At 51.0% G+C, this 22367-nt stretch carries 19 protein-coding genes; 13 read left to right on the top strand and 6 right to left on the bottom strand.

What is annotated here, in order from left to right; all coding sequences use genetic code 11:
- The first annotated feature begins 19 nt into the window (after positions 1 to 19).
- The 5 genes from M3194_RS10175 (at position 20) to M3194_RS10155 (ending at position 5841) form a co-directional block, all read left to right on the top strand.
- Positions 20 to 517, top strand: coding sequence for a rhodanese-like domain-containing protein (locus tag M3194_RS10175; protein WP_251653326.1), 498 nt, complete (start codon positions 20 to 22; stop codon positions 515 to 517).
- A gap of 26 nt (positions 518 to 543) precedes the next feature.
- Positions 544 to 1932, top strand: a complete 1389-nt coding sequence (locus tag M3194_RS10170) for an aminotransferase class V-fold PLP-dependent enzyme (protein WP_251653325.1) — start codon at positions 544 to 546, stop codon at positions 1930 to 1932.
- A 349-nt stretch (positions 1933 to 2281) separates the two neighbouring features.
- Complete coding sequence (locus M3194_RS10165) at positions 2282 to 3250, top strand: ABC transporter permease (RefSeq protein ID WP_251653324.1); 969 nt, start codon at positions 2282 to 2284, stop codon at positions 3248 to 3250.
- An 18-nt stretch (positions 3251 to 3268) separates the two neighbouring features.
- Positions 3269 to 4177, top strand: coding sequence for a carbohydrate ABC transporter permease (locus M3194_RS10160; protein WP_251653323.1), 909 nt, complete (start codon positions 3269 to 3271; stop codon positions 4175 to 4177).
- A gap of 47 nt (positions 4178 to 4224) precedes the next feature.
- Positions 4225 to 5841 carry a type 2 periplasmic-binding domain-containing protein gene (locus M3194_RS10155; protein ID WP_251653322.1) on the top strand — a complete coding sequence of 539 codons (1617 nt, stop codon included), beginning with the start codon at positions 4225 to 4227 and terminating at the stop codon, positions 5839 to 5841.
- Positions 5842 to 5911: 70 nt separating this feature from the next.
- On the opposite strand, the gene M3194_RS10150 is transcribed toward M3194_RS10155, so the two are convergent.
- Complete coding sequence (locus M3194_RS10150; RefSeq protein WP_251653321.1) at positions 5912 to 8200, bottom strand: helix-turn-helix domain-containing protein; 2289 nt, start codon at positions 8198 to 8200, stop codon at positions 5912 to 5914.
- A 111-nt stretch (positions 8201 to 8311) separates the two neighbouring features.
- On the opposite strand from M3194_RS10150, the gene M3194_RS10145 reads away from it, so the two are divergent.
- The 4 genes from M3194_RS10145 (at position 8312) to M3194_RS10130 (ending at position 15189) form a co-directional block, all read left to right on the top strand.
- The gene (locus M3194_RS10145; protein WP_251654194.1) at positions 8312 to 9337 is read left to right on the top strand and encodes a carbohydrate-binding family 9-like protein; all 1026 of its coding nucleotides are present in this window, start codon (positions 8312 to 8314) and stop codon (positions 9335 to 9337) included.
- A gap of 5 nt (positions 9338 to 9342) precedes the next feature.
- Entirely contained in the window at positions 9343 to 11976 is a 2634-nt protein-coding gene (locus tag M3194_RS10140; RefSeq protein ID WP_251653320.1) for a transglutaminase domain-containing protein, read from the top strand.
- A 21-nt stretch (positions 11977 to 11997) separates the two neighbouring features.
- The gene (locus M3194_RS10135) at positions 11998 to 13041 is read left to right on the top strand and encodes a glycoside hydrolase family 18 protein (RefSeq protein ID WP_251653319.1); all 1044 of its coding nucleotides are present in this window, start codon (positions 11998 to 12000) and stop codon (positions 13039 to 13041) included.
- 141 nt (positions 13042 to 13182) lie between these two features.
- A complete protein-coding gene (locus tag M3194_RS10130; protein WP_251653318.1) occupies positions 13183 to 15189 on the top strand; it encodes a catalase in 2007 nt (668 codons plus the stop codon).
- A 59-nt stretch (positions 15190 to 15248) separates the two neighbouring features.
- Here M3194_RS10130 and M3194_RS10125 read toward each other — a convergent pair whose 3' ends face one another.
- The 4 genes from M3194_RS10125 to M3194_RS10110 form a co-directional block, all read right to left on the bottom strand.
- On the bottom strand, positions 15249 to 15758 hold the full coding sequence (locus tag M3194_RS10125; RefSeq protein ID WP_251653317.1) for a hypothetical protein: 510 nt from the start codon (positions 15756 to 15758) through the stop codon (positions 15249 to 15251).
- 70 nt (positions 15759 to 15828) lie between these two features.
- Positions 15829 to 17229, bottom strand: coding sequence for a sensor histidine kinase (locus tag M3194_RS10120; protein ID WP_251653316.1), 1401 nt, complete (start codon positions 17227 to 17229; stop codon positions 15829 to 15831).
- A 2-nt stretch (positions 17230 to 17231) separates the two neighbouring features.
- Complete coding sequence (locus M3194_RS10115) at positions 17232 to 17885, bottom strand: response regulator transcription factor (protein ID WP_251653315.1); 654 nt, start codon at positions 17883 to 17885, stop codon at positions 17232 to 17234.
- A 182-nt stretch (positions 17886 to 18067) separates the two neighbouring features.
- A complete protein-coding gene (locus M3194_RS10110; RefSeq protein ID WP_251653314.1) occupies positions 18068 to 19351 on the bottom strand; it encodes a glycosyltransferase in 1284 nt (427 codons plus the stop codon).
- A 284-nt stretch (positions 19352 to 19635) separates the two neighbouring features.
- Between M3194_RS10110 and M3194_RS10105 the strand changes: the two genes are divergently transcribed.
- The 3 genes from M3194_RS10105 to M3194_RS10095 all read left to right on the top strand — a co-directional run bounded on the left by M3194_RS10105 (position 19636) and on the right by M3194_RS10095 (position 21198).
- Positions 19636 to 19842 carry a helix-turn-helix transcriptional regulator gene (locus M3194_RS10105; protein WP_251653313.1) on the top strand — a complete coding sequence of 69 codons (207 nt, stop codon included), beginning with the start codon at positions 19636 to 19638 and terminating at the stop codon, positions 19840 to 19842.
- Entirely contained in the window at positions 19839 to 20270 is a 432-nt protein-coding gene (locus M3194_RS10100; protein WP_251653312.1) for a hypothetical protein, read from the top strand. Before M3194_RS10105 ends, M3194_RS10100 begins: the two co-directional genes overlap by 4 nt.
- Before the next feature lie 208 nt (positions 20271 to 20478).
- Positions 20479 to 21198 carry a DUF421 domain-containing protein gene (locus M3194_RS10095; protein ID WP_251653311.1) on the top strand — a complete coding sequence of 240 codons (720 nt, stop codon included), beginning with the start codon at positions 20479 to 20481 and terminating at the stop codon, positions 21196 to 21198.
- Between the two features lie 21 nt (positions 21199 to 21219).
- Here M3194_RS10095 and M3194_RS10090 read toward each other — a convergent pair whose 3' ends face one another.
- Positions 21220 to 21582, bottom strand: coding sequence for a MerR family transcriptional regulator (locus tag M3194_RS10090; RefSeq protein WP_251653310.1), 363 nt, complete (start codon positions 21580 to 21582; stop codon positions 21220 to 21222).
- A 132-nt stretch (positions 21583 to 21714) separates the two neighbouring features.
- On the opposite strand from M3194_RS10090, the gene M3194_RS10085 reads away from it, so the two are divergent.
- Complete coding sequence (locus M3194_RS10085; protein WP_251653309.1) at positions 21715 to 22353, top strand: nitroreductase family protein; 639 nt, start codon at positions 21715 to 21717, stop codon at positions 22351 to 22353.
- Positions 22354 to 22367: the final 14 nt, after the last annotated feature.

Below are 22367 nucleotides of genomic sequence, written 5' to 3'. Positions count from 1 at the left end.
TTTCAAAGGAGGAAGCAGGATGGGAACCGTGACGGATTTAACCTTTCAACAATTACAAGCAAAGCTAAATAAAAAAGGCGGCTTAAAAATAATTGATGTTCGAACGCCTAGAAGCTTCGAACGCGGCCATATAAAAGGAGCAATCAATATCCCTTATCCCTCCTGGTCGAGAACGCCCAAGGTTGCGGAGGAGGAAGAAGTGGTGATCGTTTGTTATGTCGGCCGAAGGGCATCAGAGCAGTTAGCCAAATCCCATGACAAGGTATTTAACTTCAAAGGCGGTATGGCGCAGTGGCAAGGAGAAATCGAGACGGAGACGATCGGCAGCAAATGGAGCGCGGAGAGGATCTACAATTTGGTCTTGGGATTCCTGCTGCTGTTGTCATTGCCCCTCTCCTTCCTCGGTCCTTGGTGGGGAACGGGCTTCTCTTCGTTTATTGCGATAGGAGCAATTCTCTTTGGCGTCACGAACAATAATCCGATTACGAGAATCATCCGCTCCTACGGGTTTAAATAATGCACTATTCCGAAAAGAGGCTTATTATGAGACAATTCCTTGCCAAACGGACGCAATCCAGACAGCAAAACAAGCTGAGAGACTTGATCGTTGGAGTGGACGAAAAAATTCCCTTAGAAGATGGACGTTTCATCAAGGGGATTAATTTCGACAATGCCGCTACTACTCCCCCATTTAAGAGCGTTCTAACGGCTATTGAACAATTCGCGCCTTGGTATTCGTCCGTTGGCCGGGGAAAAGGCTACAAGTCTACGCGTTCAGCGGAAATCATCGAGCGAACGCGCATAAATGTATTGAGCTTTGTAGGCGGCAAAGAAAATCAACACGAGGTTGTGTTCACGAAGAACTGCACGGAGTCCATCCATTTGCTCTCGCATATTAGGCATCAAACCACGGATAAACGAATAATTTTGGTATCCGAAATGGAGCATATTTCGAATGATCTGCCTTGGAGGACCCACTTTGAGGTGGAATACATTGCGGTTAATGAAGACGGCCAAGTCAGCTTGCAGAATCTGCAAGCAAAGCTTGCGGCCTTGCAGGGACAAGTCGCATTAGTCTCTATAACGGGGGCATCGAATGTAACAGGCAGCATCAATCCGATTTATGAAGCGGCGGAACTAACCCATCGATATGGGGCAAAAATACATATCGATGCCGCTCAATTTGTTCCACATGAAACAATTGAAATGATACGGCTTAACCCGGCGGAAAATATCGACTTCCTGTCATTCACGGGACATAAATTGTATGCCCCGTTTGGAACGGCTGTATTAATTGGAGGAAAAGATGACTTCCGGGAAGCGGAACCGATGCTTAAAGGCGGCGGAACGGTCCAAATTGCTTTGAAGTCTTTTGTTCAATGGAACGTGGCGCCCGAAAGGTTCGAGGGCGGAACGCCTAACGTGATGGGAATTGTAGCTTTAAACACGGCCATTCGCACCCTGCAGCAGCTTAATCTGGAGACGATTAAGGAATATGAGCAGCAAATCATGAGTTATACGCTGGATAAGCTGCGCACCATTGACGGCTTGCGCCTATTTCATGCTCTGGACGATAACCTGCCGCAAGTGAGCGTATTGTCGTTTGCCATGAATGGGCTGCATCACCAGGATATCGCGCACATCTTGGCAGGCGAGTTTGGCATATCCGTTAGAGCCGGCTTTTTCTGCGCGTATTCCTGCGTACAGAAGCTCTTGCAGCTGAGCGATGAACGGATGGATCAGATAAGGAACGATCCCGGCATCCCTTCTCCGGGCTTAGTCCGGATTAGCTTAAGCTTCTACAACACCTTTGCGGAAGTGGATCAATTGGCAGGAGCTTTGCAACAGATAACTTCCAGGAAGGAATACTATGCGAAGAAGTATGAAGATGTGCCAAAGGGCATTTGCGGAAGACCGAGAACAGATGAATAAATACCGTACAGCCAACAAACCACTCCCTTGCCGGGAGTGGTTTGTTTCGTTTGACCTCCCTCCCCTTTTCGCGCATAGAAAAAGTCTATTGGCCAAATTTGATGGACTCTCCAACACTGCCCGTTTAGGGTCAAAAACGACACATTGTCCGCTTGTCACCCGCACTTGTCAAATGTCCGCGGAGCCTATGGTTGCGCGCTTTTGGGGTTCGCCCAAAACGACATATTTACGCTGGCTCGGATACTCCGCTATCGTAATGGTGTAAGCGTTGTCACCTCTTGCTTGTCGCAGAGTCGACGGCCTGAGGACGGATAACCAAATCGGGAAGAATGGCGAAAGGAGCGGTCCTATGCAGGATACAAGAACGGCTGTGGCCGGTAGTCCGGCGTTGACTACAAAACAGACAACAAAAGGCGCGAAGACGTGGAAAGGGATCGTCCGAAACTGGGAGCTGTACCTCTTTATTACCCCGGCACTGCTCTACTTCCTTATTTTCTGTTACGGACCGATGTACGGCATTCAAATCGCATTTAAAAACTTCATTCCCACTAAAGGAATTACGGGGAGTCCGTGGATCGGCTTCGACCATTTCGTGCGCTTCTTTCATTCCTATTACTTCTGGGACCTGTTATGGAACACGCTTAGCATCAGTTTATATTCCTTAGCCGTCGGCTTTCCGATTCCGATCATTTTGGCCCTTGCCTTTAATGAAATCCGGAACGGCTACTTCAAGAAAATAGCGCAAACGGTCACTTACGCCCCTCACTTTATATCGATGGTCGTCATGGCGGGCATGATCATTACCTTCCTGTCGCCATCTACGGGCATCGTAACGAACATTATAGAAGGACTCGGCTTCAAATCGCCGGACTTCCTTACCGATCCGCGATGGTTCAAAACCATGTATGTCCTCTCGGATGTATGGCAGAGCGCGGGCTGGGGCACCATTATTTATTTGGCTGCGCTGTCGGGCGTTGATCCCGGGCTTCACGAGGCTGCCATTATTGACGGCGCTACGCGGTTCCAGCGCGTCCGTCATATCAACATCCCGACTCTGATGCCTACCATGACCATTCTGCTTATCTTGAGCATGGGCAGCCTGCTTGGCGTCGGCTTCGAGAAAATCTTATTGCTGCAAAACCCGCTCAACATGACCGCGTCGGACGTAATCTCGACATTTGTCTACCGCTCGGGACTTGTGAGCGCCCAGTACAGCTTCTCGACGGCCATCGGATTGTTTAACTCCGTCATTAACTTGGTGCTGCTAATTACGGTCAATCAGGTCGTTCGGCGCATGAGCAATAACAGCTTGTGGTAGAGAGGGGAGCATTTAAGCATGATAGCAAGCGTAAAGGAAAGCGGCAGGGATAAAGTATTTCTGGTCATGAACTACATTTTCGTGTTTCTGGCATTTATTATCGTGTTTTATCCGCTCATCTATATGATCAGCGCTTCCATCAGCAATCCAAAGCTTGTCGGCTCGGGCGAAATGTGGTTATGGCCGAAGGGAATCACGTTCGACGGCTACAAAAGGGTATTTGAGAATTCGAACATTTGGATCGGTTACGGCAACACGATTCTCTATACCGTCGTCGGCACGGCGATTAACCTTGCGGTGACGCTGCCCGCGGCGTATGCGCTCAGCCGCAAGGATTTTACCGGCAGGAATATCTTCATGGGACTGTTTATGGTCACGATGTTCTTCGGCGGCGGACTTGTTCCGACATACCTGCTCATTAAGAAGCTGCACATGATCAACACGATCTGGGCGATCGTCCTTCCGTCGGCCGCCTCCATCTGGAATATAATCGTTGCCCGCACCTTCTTCCAGAGCACCCTTCCCAGGGAGCTGCAGGAGGCGGCGCAGATTGACGGCTGCACCAACCTGCGGCTGTTCATGAAAATTGTCCTGCCGTTATCGATGCCGATTATTGCGGTTATGGCTCTCTTCTACGGGGTTGGCAACTGGAACAGCTACTTCTCGGCTCTCATTTATTTGAACGACGCGGCGAAATATCCGCTGCAGCTGGTGCTGCGTCAAATTCTCGTTCTGCAGGAGACGGCTGCTCAAGGGAGCGGAGCAATGGACTCCTCCACCGCTTCCGCGCTCAACAGCAAGGCGGAGATTGCCGCCCTCGTTAAGTACGCCGTCATCATCGTGGCGACGGTGCCCGTCATCGCAATTTATCCGTTTCTACAGCGTTATTTCGTTCAGGGTGTTATGATCGGTTCAGTCAAAGGCTGATTCGGTCTGGCCATATGCAAACCAATATGATATAGGGAGTTGTTGTCATGACAAAGTTTCGCAAGACATCATTGATCCTCCTAAGCCTCACAACATCCGCAACACTGCTTCAAGCCTGCAGCTCGGATTCTAACGGCGGTAACAACGGTGCCGCGAACTCCGGCTCAAGCGCCAACGTCTCGGACGGAGGCATAAAAAAAGACGGCTTCCCGATCGTAGACAAGCCTCTGACGCTTAAGATGATGTCTCAGGACGTCGGCGTTGCCGATTGGAACAAGATGTCGGTCCTGCAAGAGATGGAGAAGTTGACGGGCATTCATATGGAATACCAGAATTCGCCGGTCGACAGCTTCGCAACGAAGAAGAACCTCGTATTCGCGAGCGGCGATCTGCCGGACGTGTTCTATGCGGCGGAACTGACGTCTGCCGAGCAAGTTACGTACGGAACGCAAGGCGTTCTCGTGCCGCTCGAGAAGTACATCGATGAAGGTTACGCGCCAAACCTCAAGAAAATATTCGATGAGCATCCGGATATCCGCAAGTCCTATACAACGCCGGACGGTCACATCTATTCCCTGCCGAATATTGACCTGTCGGCAGTATGGTATCGCGGCCCGATGTGGTACAACGGCAAGTTCCTGAAAGCGTTGAACGCGGCAGAGCCGAAGACAACCGAAGAGCTGTACACCTATTTGAAACGAGTCAAAGAAGAAGATCCGAACGGCAACGGCAAGAAGGACGAAATTCCGCTTACTTCCGTTAAGCTCGACGATCTGCGCATGTACTTCCTCGGCTTCTGGGGCATCTACAACGAGGTGTATTACGCCGATAAGGACGGCAAAGTCCACTATACGCCGCAAGAAGAAGGCTATAAAGGCTACTTGACGTTCTTGAACCGTCTGTGGAAGGAAGAACTGCTGGACCACGAGACGTTCTCGCAAACGGGCGATCAGAAGAAAGCAAAAGGCACAAACAACCAAGTCGCTTTGTTTAACGACTGGTTCCCGTACTTCACGCTGGGCGGAGAGCCTAGCGGCGACAATCCGCTGATGACGCCGGTGAAGAGCGAAGTGGAAGGATCTCCTGTATACGGCAAGCATCCGGGCCTTTCCACGAACGGCACCTTTGCCATCACAAGCTCGAATCCGTCGCCTGAAGCGTCGATTCGCTGGGTTGACTATCTGTACGGCTACGAAGGAGCGACGTTATTCTCGCAAGGTCCGGAGAACACGCTGTGGAAATATAAGAACAAAGAAACGCACGAGAAAGAATGGCTGCCTGTCGAGGGCGGCAAAGACCGCGAGGAAGTTCGCGGCACCATGACGCCAAACTACGGCATTCCGGCACCGGGCATGAGCTCCTCCGAGCTGACGAAAGGCCTGAAGAGCGAATTCGACCTCTGGCTTGATGAGCAGAACGCGGAGAAGCTGGTGCCAATCGCCAAAGCACCGTTCCCGTACGTCTACTTGACGAACGAGCAGCAGACGGAAGCAACGGCGCTGCTGGCTGACCTGGGCACGTACGTGACGCAGATGGAAGCGAAGTTCGTAACCGGACAAGAGCCGCTTTCCAATTGGGACAAGTATGTAGCGCAGCTTAAAAAAATGGGCAGCGACCGAATTGTCGAGCTTTACCAAAGCGCCTACGACAGCTGGAACAAATAAAACATTGTAACAAGGTAACAAGCAAATAGCCAACCGTTGCCGGCCACTTGGCCGGGGGTTGGCTATTGCATTATTCCTCTTCAAATTCGGACATTCGGCGCGCTTGTTCGTTCTCCGAGAACAGCTTGCGGTATTGTCCGGGCGTATAGCCGGTTTCCTTCTTGAACTTGCGGGTGAAGTTGGGCGTATCCTGGTAGCCGACGCGAAGAATGATGTCCTTCAGCGGATCGCTGGTCGTCTTGAGCTGCTGAATCACCACATTAAGCCGCTTCTGCCAGATATACTGGATGAAATTCGTCCCGATCTTCTCCTTGAAGGAACGGCTGACATGAGATGGCGAGACGCTGAACGCGAAGGCGACCGATTCGAGGCTCAGCGAATAATCCGTATATCTCTCGTCGATATAGGCGGCAATGCGGTCCATCAGGGAATGCTCTTCCTTCCGGTTATTCTGCTCCACTTGAGCGCAGATGCGCGAAGCCAGGTTCAGGAAGGTGCGTTCAATCTCGTCCAGGGAATTGCCGTAGATCGCGGCCGGAGCCATATCCAGGGCAACGCTGTGGATGCCGAGCTCGGTAGCCGTCTTAAGCATCGTATTCAACAGGTCAAAGCATATGCAGCGCGTAAGCAAAGCGGACACTTGCGGCGTCGTCTGCAGGTTCTGGAACGCCGAGCCGATAATGGGCACCGCGACGTCGTAGCTGCCCTGCTTCAAGCTTTGGGCAAGCTTCATCAGCGTATTATTCGGTATCCAGTCCGCGTGCTGCGGCGCATCGGACAGCTTCTCGAAATACGTAATGGCGCCCGGCTCGGCTGAAGAGCGGAGCTCGTAGGCCGAGCAGGCTTCGATGAAGGATTGGTTCAGCTGGTCCGGGCTGTCGTAGCAGGTACCGACCCCAATCATCGGGATATCGTCCGAGATGGCATGGAGCCTGCTTCGCATGGCCTCAACGATCTCGCGTACGCGGTTGAACGCTTCGGCCTCCTCCCCGTCCAGATCGAAGCTGAAGATTATCCCTAACTGGTCCAGCTGCGGCAGCTCAACTCCGTACCCGACCGCTAGCAGCTCCGGGAACTCGATCTGGTTGAGCAGCTTGACCCTCTCTTGCCTCTCGGTTGGAGAGCCTCCGTTGTCGCCCGATCCGATGACCGCCACGAAATGATTCGAGCGGTCGAAACGGAGATCAAACGCATGCTGCAATTCGGGATGGACATTGCCGTATTTCAGCAGCATCGACAATAAGTGATTGCGGGCAAACGGTTCCTGAAGATCAATGCGCGAGCTGTATTCCTGCAGCGCCGATCTGATCCGGTCCAGCTCGTTGCCGCGATCCGGGACATCGCCTCTCGCACGGTTGTCTTTCCTCTTGGAGGCAGCGAATTCGACCAGCGTGGAGATCGGCTGGTACTGCATTCTGGCGAGCACAAGCGCGATGGCCGCCCCGACAAGGACAACGATGCAGAACAGCATAATGATGAAGCTTCGCACATGCAGCACGCTGCTGAAGAATTGCGCGCTTGGCATTGCCGTAACGTACGTCCAGCCGTTTTTTTGCGATTTGACGGACACGACGGAATGCGCTTTGCCGTTAATCGTCTGCTCGTGAATGCCTGGTTCCAGGTTAATCAGCGATTTGGCCGCCGAACTGGTCATGGCCTCCCCTTGACGGTTGTCGACCAGAATATGTCCTTCATTATCGAGAATATAGGTGAGGCCCTGATAGTTTCCTAGGATGGAATCGATCAGGCTGGTGAGTTCGGATTCCCGAATCAGATACATGACCGTGCCATGCGGCGTGGGACTGTTCGGCGTGATCGGGATCAGATAGGCCAGCATGCTTTCCGCGATATTCGAAGATTTGACAACCGTGTCGGCCGGCCGCATCGTCGGATATTTGACCGAATTCAAATCGTGGTACAGCTTGTCCGCCGGCCAGCTTTCAAAGCTGAAGGAAGTGGCGAACACGCCAAAATCGTAGAGACCTTTGCTGGAATAAATCTTCTCGTCTTTGTGGAAATAGAGCAGCAATTCGCCGATCATCGAGCTGGTTGATTTGTATTGATCCAGGCCTTGAATGGCTTCGCCGCTGTAGATCGGGTCATGGACGCGATAGGGCGTAAGCCGGGTGTCATAGGAGATGCGGGACGCAATCTCGCTCAGTTCCTTAATCCGGCCGTCCACGATGACCATGGCCTGCGTCAGCTGGTTTAGCCGGGATTGTTCGATTTCGGAACGAAGGCTGCTGACGGCATTTTCGTAAATAAAAATAGTCATGAGTACGAGGGGAATTAGCAAGATGAACATGTAGGACCAGATGTATTTCAGGAAAAGCTTTGATTTAAAGTAGTTTTTCTTCAAACTTCCTGCCTCCTGTACGTCCTGCGTTAATATTTTTTTTACAATCATATCAACTTTTTATTTTTTTGCCCATAGCGCGATTGAACGTAAAACAGATACGGAGGATGAATGATGAACAAAAGCGGAGTGCCGGAGCCGAATATCGCTTACTCGCCAGAACACTATCTATGCCGACGCGCGTCGGGTCCCCTTAAGCTGGACGGCCGCGTTGACAAGCCGTTTTGGGAGGCTGCCGAGTGGACCGGCGATTTTGTCGATATCGAGGGAGATCTCCGGCCCAAGCCCGCCAAGCAGACGCGGGTCAAAATGCTGTGGGATGACGAGTATTTCTACTTTGCGGCGGAATTAATCGAGGATCAGATCTGGGCGACGCTGACGGAGCGCGATTCGGTCATTTTTTACGACAATGATTTCGAGATTTTCATCGATCCCGACGGCGACAGCCATAACTACTACGAATTTGAGATTAATGCGCTGAATACGGTTTGGGATTTGCTTCTGATTAAGCCCTACCGGGACGGGGGCCCGCCGGTTAACGGCTGGGATATTGCGGGTCTGAAGACCGCCGTGCATATCGACGGGGAGCTTAATAACCCTAACGCGGACAACCGCAAATGGAGCGTCGAAGTCGCGATGCCATGGACCAGCCTTCGCGAATGCGCGGCAGAAGGAAGACCGCCGGCCGCCGGCGAGTTCTGGCGCGTTAATTTCTCGCGCGTGGAGTGGCAGGCCGAGGTGCGCGAAGGCGAGTACCGCAAAACGGTGAATCCGGAGACGGGCAAGCCCTATCCCGAAGATAATTGGGTGTGGTCGCCAATGGGAATTATCAATATGCATTATCCGGAGCTGTGGGGATACGTCGTATTCACGGATGGGGACGGCGAACCTTCGGTCTTTGAGCTTCCGGCCGACGAGGGGATCAAATGGGAGCTGCGCCGGCTCTATTACCGGCAGCGCAACTATTTCGAGGCGCATGGTGAATTTATAAGCGACGCGAAGCTTCTAACGGGCGAGGATTCTTGGAGCATTGTGCCCGTTATCGAAACGACAAGCAGTCTATTTCAGATTAAAGCGCCTTCCGCGGACCGGCAATCGGTGTTCTGCATCCGCGAAGACGGAAAGCTATGGAAGGAGTAATCCCAATGACAGTTGGATCAACGATATTCTCTCTGGATCAAGAGGCTTTGGAGCAAATTGAACGGAAATTCCGTTTGAAGCAGGAGCTTGGCACGGCTCGGCTGCAAGAGCTGTTTGGGATATTCCAAGAGGCACTGACGGAGGAAGAAAGATGGGCTTTAAAGTACCTGTTCGCGTACATGCCGGTTAACGACATGGCGGATTACGACGGCTCCTTATTCTTAAGCCATGTGCGCCAGACGCTGAATATACGCAGCAAGGTGCCTTGGGGCGCAAGCGTTCCGGATGAGCTCTTCCTGCATTTTGTGCTGCCCTACCGGGTTAATACGGAAAACATCGAGGATTCGCGCGGCATCCTATACCGCGAATTAGCGGAGCGTACAGCGCATCTATCCATGGCTGAGGCCATATTGGAGACGAATTACTGGTGCCAGGAGAAAGCAACCTATATCGGCAGCGATCTGCGCACGCTGTCGCCGCTCTCCATGATTCGGAACGCGCGCGGACGCTGCGGCGAAGAATCAACGCTTGCCGTAGCCGCGCTGCGCAGCATCGGCATTCCCGCCCGCCAGGTGTATACGCCGCGCTGGGCCCACTGCGACGATAACCACGCCTGGGTGGAAGCATGGGCCGACGGGCAGTGGCACTATATCGGAGCCTGCGAGCCGGAAGCCCGGCTCGACCAGGGCTGGTTCACGCCGCCCGCTCGCCGGGCTATGCTGGTCAACACGCGAATTTTCGCCAATTATTCGGGACCTGAGGACATTACCCTTGCCCACGAATGGTTCACGGAGATCAACCTGCTTGATAACTATGCACAGACCCAAACGGTTCAGGCCGTGGTGAAAAATACGCAAGGCGCCCCCGTTGCGGGTGCGGAGGTTCGCTTCGAGCTGTACAACATGGCCGAATTGTTTCCGATTGCCATCGTGCCAACGGATAACGAGGGCAAGGTTTCCTTCAAGACGGGTCTTGGGGATCTCGTCATCCGTGCGGCGAAAGACGGCCTATGGGCTGAGACAAAAATCTCGGTTGCGGATGATGAATTGAACTTAGCGGAGCTTGTCTTAACGGCATCCAAGCAGCCGACAGGCCTTATAAATTTCGATATGGTTCCGCCTCCGGAGCGCGAGGGAGAGCCTGCCCAAGCACTGACGGAAGCTAAGACTCAACAGCATAACAGCCGCCTGGAGGAAGGAACGCAGTGCCGGACCAAGTACGAAGGAACATTCCTCTCCGAGTCGGAAGCGACCTCGCTTGCGGAGGAGGCGGGACTGCCTTCGGATCGCGTATGGGGCGTCATTCAGAAAGCGCGGGGCAACAGCCGGGAGATTGCGGCCTTTTTGCGCGAGCAGTCCGGCGCTTACGGCGAATGGCCGCTGCGCTTGCTGGAAACGCTGCGGGGCAAGGATTTGATTGATACGTTCCGCCCCGTGCTTGAGGACCATTTGATTGGTGCGCTCGCAAGCCGCGGGACGCTGGCCGAGGACGATTTCGTCCGTTATGTGCTTTGTCCGCGGGTACAGCACGAGATGCTGGTTCCATACCGGAAGCTGTTCCAGGCTGCATTCACGGCGGAGGAAGCCGCTTCATTCCAAGCCGATCCTTCACTGCTTGCCCGCAGCCTGCAGGAGAACTTCGGCGTCTGGACGGATCTGCCGAATCTCGAGGGACGGGGAAATCCGGCGGGAACTTATAAGCTTAAGCAAGGAGATCCGCACTCGCTCGATATTATGTTTGTAGCCATCTGCCGAAGCCTTGGGATTCCGGCGCGCCTGCATCCGAGCGAGCAAAGAGCGCAATATTGGCAGCAGGCCAGCTGGTTTGACGCCGTAATCGCGGATCAAACAGCTTCCGGCGGCGAGCAGGAACCTACCGATCGGGGGCTATTGCGATTAATGAAGGACGCCGATTCGGCGGACGAGGGGCCGGTCGCTTCCTATGCGGAGAACTTCACCTTTGCCCGTCTGGAGAACGATGTCTACCATACGTTAGCGTATCCTCACGGCAAGAAAGACGTCTACGACAAGCCGTTTGAAGTGCTGCCTGGCCAATACCGGTTGACGTCGGGCATCCGCCTGAAGGACGGCACAGTGCGCGTACGCCTCTCGTATTTCGAAGTGCGGGCCGGCGAAACAACGGAAGTCCCCCTGACATTCCGGGACGCGACGACCGAAATACCGGTACTCGGCGCATTCGACCGCAACAGAGCTATTGAGCTGCCAGGCGGCTCGCCCGCCGTGCTGGAGCAGCTACTCGGAACAGACGGCGCTATTGTGGCCTGGATTGAACCGGAACGGGAGCCAACCAAGCATTTGTTCCGTGAGCTAACGGAGCTGGCCGAACCGCTTAATAAGCTTGGAACGCCAATTATCCTGCTTACCGGCGAATTGGAGCGGACCGCATCCTTTAACCCGGCCGATTATCCGAAGCTGCCTTCGCGTACCGTATTCGTCTGGGATATAAGCCATGCTGCCTTGCCGGCGACATCCAACCAAGCATTGGCAAGCGAGGCGGGCTTCCCGCATTTGTTCGCCCTGGACCGCCAAGATCAAATTCGTTATGCCGCCTCCGGGTACAGAATCGGAAACGTCAAGGAAGCCATGCAAACCATAACGGACCTCATTCCTCACAAATAAAAAGAACGGAGCTAACCAACCATGGGAAACCACTACTATAAAGTAGGTTATGTAAGCGACTCTGCGCTCCCCGAGATGACACGCGAGGACCTGCGGAAGCTGACGCATATCAACGTGGCCTTTGGCCATGTCCGGCAGGATGAGATCGTCACGGAGCATTTGAAGCAAGTTCAAGCCGTCCGCGCCATCAAAAGAGAGCATCCGGAGCTGAAGATCCTCCTGTCCGTCGGCGGCTGGAGCGCTGGCGGCTTCTCCGAAGCGGCTTCGACCGAAACGGGCAGGCAAAAGATGGCGGCTTCGGCCGTCCGGGTTATTCGCACGCTTCCTTTCGACGGAATTGACCTGGATTGGGAGTATCCTTGTTACGGCGAAGCGGATATTGCCTCAAGTCCGGCGGATAAAGAGAACTTCACGCTGCTGCTCCGGGCAATCCGGGAGGCGCTTGATGCCCAAGGCTCCGAAGACGGCCGTCATTATATGCTCACGATTGCAGCCGGTGCAGATCAGTACTACGTCGATGGCACGGAGATGGACAAGGTGCAGCAGTATTTGGACTACGTGCAGCTGATGACCTACGATATGCGCGGCGGCTTCCAAGTGCTCACCGGCCATCACACCAATCTGCATACGCCAACCGGGGATTTGTTCCGCATCAGCGTGGATGCCTCCGTTCGCATATTCGCTAACGCCGGGGTGCCTAGGAACAAAATCGTCATAGGCGCTGCCTTTTACTCCCGCAAGTGGAGCGGCGTGCCGGGCCGCAATAACGGCCTTCACCAAATGGCCGGCACCTCAGGGGGATACGGTCCTTCCTTCACCGAATTAGACGCTGACTACATAAACAAGCAAGGCTTCATCCGGTACTGGGACAACGAGGCTTGCGCGCCGTATTTGTTCGACGGGTCAACCTTTATCTCCTATGAAGACGAGCAATCGCTTCGCTGCAAATGCGAGTATGTGATAAGCCAAGGGCTCGCGGGCATCATGTTCTGGGAGTATAGCTGCGATAAGACGCATCGCCTGCTGGACGCGATCAATCTGGGTTTCCAGAGGGATCAGGAATAACGAAGCAGCAGGCTTACAAGAAGGCCATCCCGCTTTAGCCGGGTGGTCTTCTTTTTCTTCAACCAGATGATTAAATCCTGGCCAACAGGGTATTTGAACGTAAGGCTCTGCATGCGAACAAATACGGCTAGGAGGGTTTCTATGGATAATAAGAAAACGGAGCAATTAAAGAAGTACACCGTTAACAATGAAGAGAAACATGGCTTGACGACAAACCAGGGGTTGAAAATAGCCGAGGACGAGTTTTCATTAAAGGCGGGACACCGCGGACCTACACTTATGGAAGATTTCCACTTCCGCGAGAAGATGACTCACTTCGATCATGAACGCATTCCCGAACGAATCGTGCATGCGCGCGGCACTGGGGCTCACGGATTTTTTCAACTGTATGAATCCTTAGAAGACTATACGAAGGCGGATTTCCTTACGGACCCGTCCAAAATCACGCCCGTATTCGTGCGCTTCTCCACGGTTCAAGGCTCACGGGGATCAAATGATACCGTTCGGGACGTGCGCGGATTCGCTACGAAGTTTTACACGGATGAGGGCAACTTTGACTTGGTGGGCAATAACATGCCGGTTTTCTTTATCCAGGATGCCATCAAGTTCCCGGATTTCGTCCACGCCGTGAAACCCGAGCCGCATAATGAAATCCCGCAAGGGGCCAGCGCGCATGATACCTTCTGGGATTTTATCGGGCAGAATCCGGAGACGGCCCACATGGTCATGTGGGTTATGAGCGACCGTGCCATTCCGCGCAGCTTGCGCATGATGGAAGGCTTCGGCGTGCATACCTTCCGTTTGGTGAACGCGGCGGGACGATCGCATTTCGTAAAATTTCATTGGAAGCCCGTCTTGGGAATACATTCCCTCGTCTGGGATGAAGCTCAGCAAATCGCGGGCAAAAATCCCGACTTTCATAGAGAGGATCTATATGAAGCCATCGAGCGGGGGCAATATCCGGAGTGGGAGCTTGGTTTGCAGCTAATTCGGGAAGAGGATGAGCATAAGTTCGACTTTGATCTGCTAGATCCGACCAAGTTGTGGCCGGAAGAGGACGTCCCCGTGAAACGGGTCGGTAAAATGACCTTGAACAAAAATGTGAGCAATTTTTTTGCGGAGACGGAACAGGTGGCTTTCCACCCCGGTCATGTCATTCCCGGCATCGATTTCTCGAACGACCCGCTCCTGCAAGGGCGGTTATTTTCCTATACCGACACTCAGCTGTCCCGGTTGGGCGGCCCTAACTTCCACCAAATTCCGATTAACCGGCCGGTGTGCCCGTTCCATAACAATCAACGCGACGGCATGCACCAGATGACCATTCATGAGGGGCAAACAAGCTATCATCGGAACGGCCTCAATGCCAACCAGCCTGAGCCGGTTCCAGCTCGGCAAGGCGGTTATGAGCATTATCAAGAGCGGATTGACGGGCACAAAATAAGAGGTCGCAGCGAGAGCTTTCTCGACTTCTACTCGCAGGCTAAGCTTTTCTACAACAGCCTCGCTCCTTACGAACAGGAGCATGTGAAGAAGGCTTTCCGCTTCGAGCTCGGAAAATGCAAATCGAGTTCCGTAAAAGCAAACGCAGTCGCCTTGCTGAATCATATCGACCGCGGCTTGGCGGAAGCGGTTGCCCATCACATCGGAGCTCCACTACCCGAAGAGAATATGGAAGTGAAATCCGACAAAAAATCTCCCGCGCTCAGCATGGCCGATACGGTCCTCGTACCGGATACGAAGCATGTCGCTATTGTGCGAATCGGCGATCCCGATGTGGAACGGTTTGCCGAATGGACGACGGCTCTAACCGAGCATAAGGTTCATTATACGATTGTAGGACATAAGCTCCATGACTTGCCTAACCCATTAAGAGTAACGGCCACCTATGAGACAACGGATCCTACTCTCTTTGACGCCGTCTTACTGGTCAGCAGCGAAGCCGTCATTCCGGCGCCCGCCCTGGCCTTCATCGAGACGACATTTAAGCATTATAAGCCGTTGGCGCTGGCTCTTGGCGATCAACAAGCTTTAGCGGCAGCAAGGGTGAAGGTCGACGAGGCCGGAGTATACGATTTAACGAATTCCACGATTCAGGCGTTTATTAACGGAATCGCACAAGGCCGCTTCTGGAAACGGCAATTATAATTCTATAATAAAAAAACCCGGGTCGTATTATCCAATACGACCCGGAGCCAATTTATGATCTAATTGGCGCCTTTAGGTGCCGCCCAATTTTTCTCAACGGAATCGATTTCCCCGGTCTCCGCGTTAACGAATGCGGTGTAAATATCATTTTGCCCGATGCCGATGTCTTTGCCATCCTTTAAGTCCTTCTTCGCTTTGAGGAGCTCCTCGTCGGAATACTCGTATTTTTGTTCGACAAAGGTTACGAAGTAGAATTGGCCTTCCTTGTCTACCCGCGTGCCCAAATCATAGGAAATTTTGAAGCCGCTTAAGGATACTTGGAATTTCTCTTGAACCGCTTCCTCCGCAGTTACAACGGCTACTTTCTCGCTTACCGGCAAATCTTTGTTGATGATCCCCTGCTCTGAGCCTGGACCCGCAATATCGGGCTGCTCCTGCTTAGCGATAACCTTCACTTCTTGAGCATCCGTATTGGAAGACGCGTAGGCCGACATCACGCCGTTTCCTGCAATCAAAGCGGTTGCTACTCCCAAAGTAGCCAGTACTCTTGCCGTCATTTTTTTTCTCATCCTTCATTACCTCCAACATTTTATGGTGTTTCGTAGCTACAAACCCATTATGATGGAGACGAGTTATGAACTAATTTTCAAGTTGTTGCGGAGTTGTAAAAAAAACCGAGACTCGCGTAAATTTATTTTCTTCGGACTCAATTCGCAGGCTTGCATGATGGAGCTGGGCGATCTGATTGCAGATGGACAACCCAAGACCAATCCCGCCCAATTCTTTGGAACGGGACCGATCCACGACATAAAACGCTTCCGTGATTTTGGCGATATCCTTCTCGGGTATGCCTCTTCCCTGATCCAGCACCTCAAGCACGACGCCTTCGCCAGAAGCGTAGCTCCTAAGCTCGATCTCCCCTCCAAGCGGGGAGGCCTTTATGCTGTTTTCCACTAAATTAATGAACATCGATTGCAATAATTCCTGATCTCCATGCACGACGTCAGCCAAGCATTCCGTTCTGATCGTCATTTGCTTCGCCTCCAGATGATGCCGCTCCATGCTTGCCACATAGGCAAACAGATTATGAATGGGGATAGGCTCTAAAGCAACCTCTCCGCTCTTCAAATATAACAATTGCATCATTTTACCCGAGAGGACGTCCAGCCGCGTTATATGCTCATGAATATATCGGACCGCCATCTTCCTCTCTTCCTCATTATGATTGGCGTGATTTAAAAACTCGCTGTATCCCTTGATCGCCGTAATGGGCGTTTTTAGTTCATGAGTAAGGTTATTGATGAACATTTCCTTGTCTTCGCTTGCCTTTTTGATCGTCTCAACATGATTGGAGACCGCATCCGCCATCCTGTTGAAATCCTGGGCCAACTCCCCGAATTCATCATTCCCTCTTGCCGTTACCCTTCGATCATACGCTCCCGAGGCAATTGCCTTTACGCCTTTGTTTAGCCTGCGGATCGGCGCGGTTAATTGAAATAACAGAAAAATAAGCGCTGCCGATAAAAGGACCGAGATTACGACGCTAAGCGTAATGAAATACTGGCGTAACGTAACATAATAGTCCTGCAAGTAATCCGAATTTCTGGACATCACAAGCCTGAAATCCCGGAATTCCATCTTCCCGCCGATAAACAGCCATAGCTCGCCATTCATCTTTCTATATACGGACTGATAGGGATGTTCGGCCTGGAGCTCTGCCCGGTTCCCCGCAAATTGATAGGCATTGGAGAAAATTAATCGATCCGCTTGATAAACCTCGAGAAGGATATCCTCTTTATAATAATTTTCCGCAAAGCTGGCAATGATCGATTCGTAACGGGTACTGCCCGTGCGTTCAGCATATACGCGAAGGATATAGCTTAATGAATTCTCGATGCTCCCGTATACGCTCATGCCTCTTGAGACATCCAGCTGCTCGTTTAGCTCGTAGCTCTTTTTTAACAGTCCATAGGCTCCAAGGTCGAAGGCGATCAGGAATACAATCAGCACGCTCAGATACGTTTTCTGCCAGAATTTCACCTCTACACCTCTAGCCTGTATCCGTATTTATATATCGTTTTGATCCGGTTCTCCCAATTCAGCTTCTTCCTCAGCTTCTGAATATGCACGTCCACGGTTCTTGTATCGCCATAAAAATCGAAGCCCCATGTCTGCTCAATAATTTTCTCGCGGGACAACGCGATATTTTTATTTTGCACGAGAAGATCCAATAATTGAAACTCCCTGTTGGTGATCTCGATTTCTTGCCCATGAACAGTCACCATATGCTTGTCCAAATCGACGATGGTGTCATCCAGCTTAAATTCGTTCGCGGCCTTCTGGTTCCTTCTTAGAACGACATGGATGCGGGCGATAAGCTCCACAGCTTCAAAAGGCTTGACGATATAATCCTCCGCTCCGATCTCGAGGCCATGCACTTTATCGGAAACCGAATTTTTGGCCGTTAAGAAAATAACCGGCACGCCGCGCTTCACAATGTCCTGCACAATTTCAAAGCCGTCTCTCCCGGGCAGCATCACGTCCAGGATGACCAAATCAATTCGCGTCTCATTTAATGTCTTCACGACTTGATCTCCGCTGTACAATTGGACATACTCATGCCCGACCATCTTTAGATTGACGGCAATCAAATCGTTAATGGCCTTCTCGTCATCTACAATCAGTATTTTCGCCATAAGAATACACCTCTAGGCCATGATAGCAATTCTCCGATTGAAAGTTATCATAGAGTTGTAAAATTCGTTATCCTACAGTCTTACCCCGTGGAAATTGATCCATTCAAAGGGATAGCGTATCATCTGCTACCGAAATTGAAAAATGGCGCCGATTTTCATATCGGCACCATCATATTGCTCTATTATTTGGAATTGGCAAGCTTGCTTAATTCCTTCATTGTATTCTCAATCGCATCCATTGATTGGAATTCCTTAGACAATCGCATAACATTACTCTTAAATTGAGGTTGGTTCAGCACCTGCTTCACCGCATGCAAAATCTTTTCTTTCGACGGACGGTCAGTCTTCAAGTTAATCCCTACGCCTGACCATTCAACACGTGCGCTTACTTCCGGTTTATCTTCGGTTTTACCCGCTGTAACGATAGGAACCCCATAATAGATAGCCTGCTGTACGCCGCCGTATCCTCCGTTAGTCACAATTGCAGCCACATGAGGCAACAGTTCATGATGAGGAATGAAGCTTTCCAATCGAACATTGTCCGGCAATGGAATATTAACGTTCGTTAGAGGCTTGCCCCCTGTCGTAGCCACAACCAGGACATCTTCGCCCGCTAATGCTTGAATAGTGGGAATAAGCAATTGATGAAAATCTTCGTTTGCGATCGTTCCTTGCGTAACATATACAACCGTACGGTTCTTCATGTCATCCCACCAAGAGGGCGGCGTGAATTCGGTTGGTTTGGCCGGCAAGTACGGTCCGACAAATCGAACGGTGCCCGGCAAATCACTGCGAGGATATTCAAAGGAAGTACTCGTGCCCTGCAGGAACAAATCACTTGCCAGCGCAGGGGCAGTCAATGCAAAGTGCGGAAGTTTAGGCGCGTTCATGCTGGATAATAATTTGTTCGCATGCTTCTGCACATCCGCAAACATGATATTTTCAACCAATCCGTTCAACAATTTATTGCGAATTCGACCGATTGCGCTTGTGCTCGGCAGAATTCCAAGCCCAAAGGGCGCAGTATCGCGGCTGCTCAGAGTCATAGGAAATACTCCATAAGCCGCTATCTTCGGAGCCTTGCCTGTCAGCTTCAACGGCAGCATTCCTGTGAATGCAGCGTCCATAACCACCACATCCGCGGGAAACTCCTTTAATAGCTCAATGAGATCTGCAGCATATGCAGGCATTTCCCCAAAGAAAATATTTTTTAAATCAAATTTCATTTGATTGACACCCTGAAACTGACTTCTTTCGGGAAACCAAACTTCATACCGACTATCATCTAAATCCTTAGCTGACTGCACCTTGACAAAACGTGCACCCGTTGCTTCGATTTTATCTCGATATTTAGAAGTGCTGTACCACATGACCTCATGGCCCGTCTCTACCAGTCGCTTGGCAATCGGAAGACCCGGGCTGATATGTCCTTGAATAGGCATAACCGCGAATAAAAATTTAGACATTGTTCCACTCCTAGCATTCATCTATATCTATTTCAGCTCTAAATATATCACCCCTAAATTAACTGACTGTAAAGTTAACGATTTTGTCCTAGTTAAATTTTAACCAAATATATAAAATTATGGATATTACGAGAGTGGCAGAAATTGCTGCTTAACGGCACCTCGGGGGCTGTCAATAAATCCGGCGGCTCCCTTTTCAAAATGGAAAGCTCGCTTGACATTGATCGCTATGCGCGATATGCTTTCATCATGGAAAGCCAGCTTTCCATTAGGGGGTGAACGCATTGAACAACCGTTTAGAAGAAATCCGCAAGCAACGCGGTATTAAGCAGGAAGAATTAGCGGCGGCTCTTGAAGTGTCCAGGCAAACGATCGGTTCATTAGAAAACGGGCGTTATAATCCCTCGATCCTCTTAGCGTTCAAGATTGCTCGTTTTTTCGGTATGAGTATCGAAGAGATCTTTATTTACGAGGAGGATGAGAAGGCATGAACAAAACAAATGCGTCTTATTTGATTGCCGCTGCAGGCGTAGCCCTGCTAATAATCGGCGTGTTCTTCATCAAAACAATGGAGGATCCGCAAGGCTTGCTTCGGGCTTTGCCTTGCATCTGCGTTGGACTTGGCTCCGGCATGTTTGGTCACGGCATGGGTGAAATCATGACCCGTTTCGCGATGAAGCATGATCCCGCCGCGGCAAAGCAGCTGGAGATTGAACAAAAAGATGAGCGCAATCTGGCAATCATTAACCGGTCAAAAGCAAAAGCATATGACATGATGGTTTTTGTGTTTGGCGCCTTAATTACGGCAATAGCCTTGATGAAAATCGATTTAACCCTGGTTCTGCTGTTCGTTATTGTCTATATGCTCATCCTTGGATACGGAACTTATTATCGGGTGAAGTACTCGAAAGAGATGTAATAAAATAGTAACCGCGAGGCGTGATATCGATGACAAAGAGTCCCTCCATCAGATTGGTGGAAGGGGCTTTATCTTTGCTCGGGCATCCGTCCCCTGCCCCGTCAAAAGAAGCTGCCGAGGTAAGAGAGTAGGCGGATAGCGCTTTGGAAATATTAGAAAATACAAACCATCCGGTTAGAATTAATTGAGGAAGGGCGGTTGCGCGCGCATGTGGACGGACTACGCGAAGGATTCATTGCTGATTGCGGGAAGGATCGCGACGATCTACCCTCTAATGTTAGTGATAGGGTTAATCATGGGGAAGCGCTCTCTGGGTGAATTGCCCGTATTCGATTTTCTAGTCATTCTTTCCTTGGGATCTGTTATCGGAGCCGATATTGCCGAACCAAGCGTTAACCATATCCATATTGCAATAGCAATCCTATTGATTGGTCTTCTGCAGCGAGTTGTTTCCTCCCTATCGATCAAATACAGAAGATTCGGGAAGCTCATTTCCTTCGAGCCCACCGTCGTCGTACATCAAGGAAACCTTTTGGTTCATAACCTCAAGAAAGCGCGGTATTCCATCGATAACATTCTTCAGATGCTGCGCGAGAAGGATGTTTTTCATCTTGCCGACGTCGAATTTGCCGTACTGGAGGCTAACGGAAAATTGACCGTGTACAAAAAAAGCCCTAAATCGGCACCTACCCTAGAAGAGCTAGGGCTAATCAGAATGCAGAGCGACTTGTCCTACCCCCTAATCGTAGAAGGGACGGTATACCAAGATACGCTTTCTTATATCAAAAAAGATACAGCCTGGCTGGATTCCCAGCTGCAAGCGAAAGGCGTTGGCCAAGACGATATCTTCTTCGCTTCCGTCGATAACAAGGGGAACATTTACATTTCTGATCCGACGCTCGTGGATCCTCCGCCTATTCGGCATTAGTCGCCGGCCGCTCCGCCTCGGTTAATGCTTAGATTTGCAATGGGTCTGGAAATTTGCCCTGCCCTCTAACAAATCCCCCAGGAATGTTTTTGACGCTTCCAACTTCGCTTCTAACTCCTGCATATAGTTGATTTTCTCCATCACCAATGCCTTCTTCTCTATATGGGAGCTTTCACTTATAAGCAAAATTAATTCCTGAATCGTAAAGCCTAACGAGAGCAGCATTCTCACATCCTGCAAATATTCAACCACTTCCCTATCGTACACGCGATAATTATTGTCATCCCTCGATAGAAATGGCTCCGGAATCAACTGTTTGCGTTCATAGAAACGCAAAGTGGATATCGGCAGCCCCGTCAGCTTGGAGACTTCATTTGCTTTCATAACCTGTTCCCTTCTGGACTTATAATGATTTGCGTTTGCTATAAACCAAGGTTCATAGTTCATACTTACAACATGATAACCAGTGACATCATTGCTGTCAAAACAACTGGCCTCATCAAAAGGAGAGATTACATGCTGAAACCTAACCGGAACAACGATTTTGCCAATATTATCACGGGCCGGCGTTCCGTAAAACTTTACGACGAGGACGTCAAAATTTCAAAGGAAGAATTACAGGCAATCCTACAAGAAGCAAGCCTAGCGCCTTCATCTGCGAATATGCAGCCATGGCGTGTTATCGTCGTTCATTCCCCTGAAGGGAAAAACAAACTCCGGCCTCTTGTACAGTTTAATGCGCGTCAAAACGATACGTCTGCGGCGATGCTCATTATTTTGGGCGATACTCGGAGTGAATTATATGTAGAAGACATTTATAATACGGCTGTGGAGCTGGGGAAAATGCCCAGCGATGTACGTGACAAGCAGGTCGCGCAGATAATGAGCATGTTTCCGCAGTTGCCGAGAGAATTGAAGATCGAAATTGCCAAAGTCGATGCGAGTTTATTTGCCATGCAGCTCATGCTGGTAGCCCGTGCGCATGGATATGACACCAATCCTATGGGCGGCTTTGAACGCGATAAGATTGTCAGCGCATTTGATCTGGACGACGAACGGTATGTACCTGTCATGATCCTCTCCATTGGGAAAGCAAAAGAAGCAGGCCATGAATCCGTTCGCCTGCCTAGCGAGGAAATTACCTTTTGGCGCTAATACGAAATACTATT

This window comes from Paenibacillus glycanilyticus (genome assembly GCF_023715145.1).
Taxonomy (GTDB): domain Bacteria; phylum Bacillota; class Bacilli; order Paenibacillales; family Paenibacillaceae; genus Pristimantibacillus; species Pristimantibacillus glycanilyticus_A.
The sequence above is the reverse complement of the archived record's forward strand: the minus strand, read 5'-3'. Positions and strand labels throughout refer to the sequence as shown.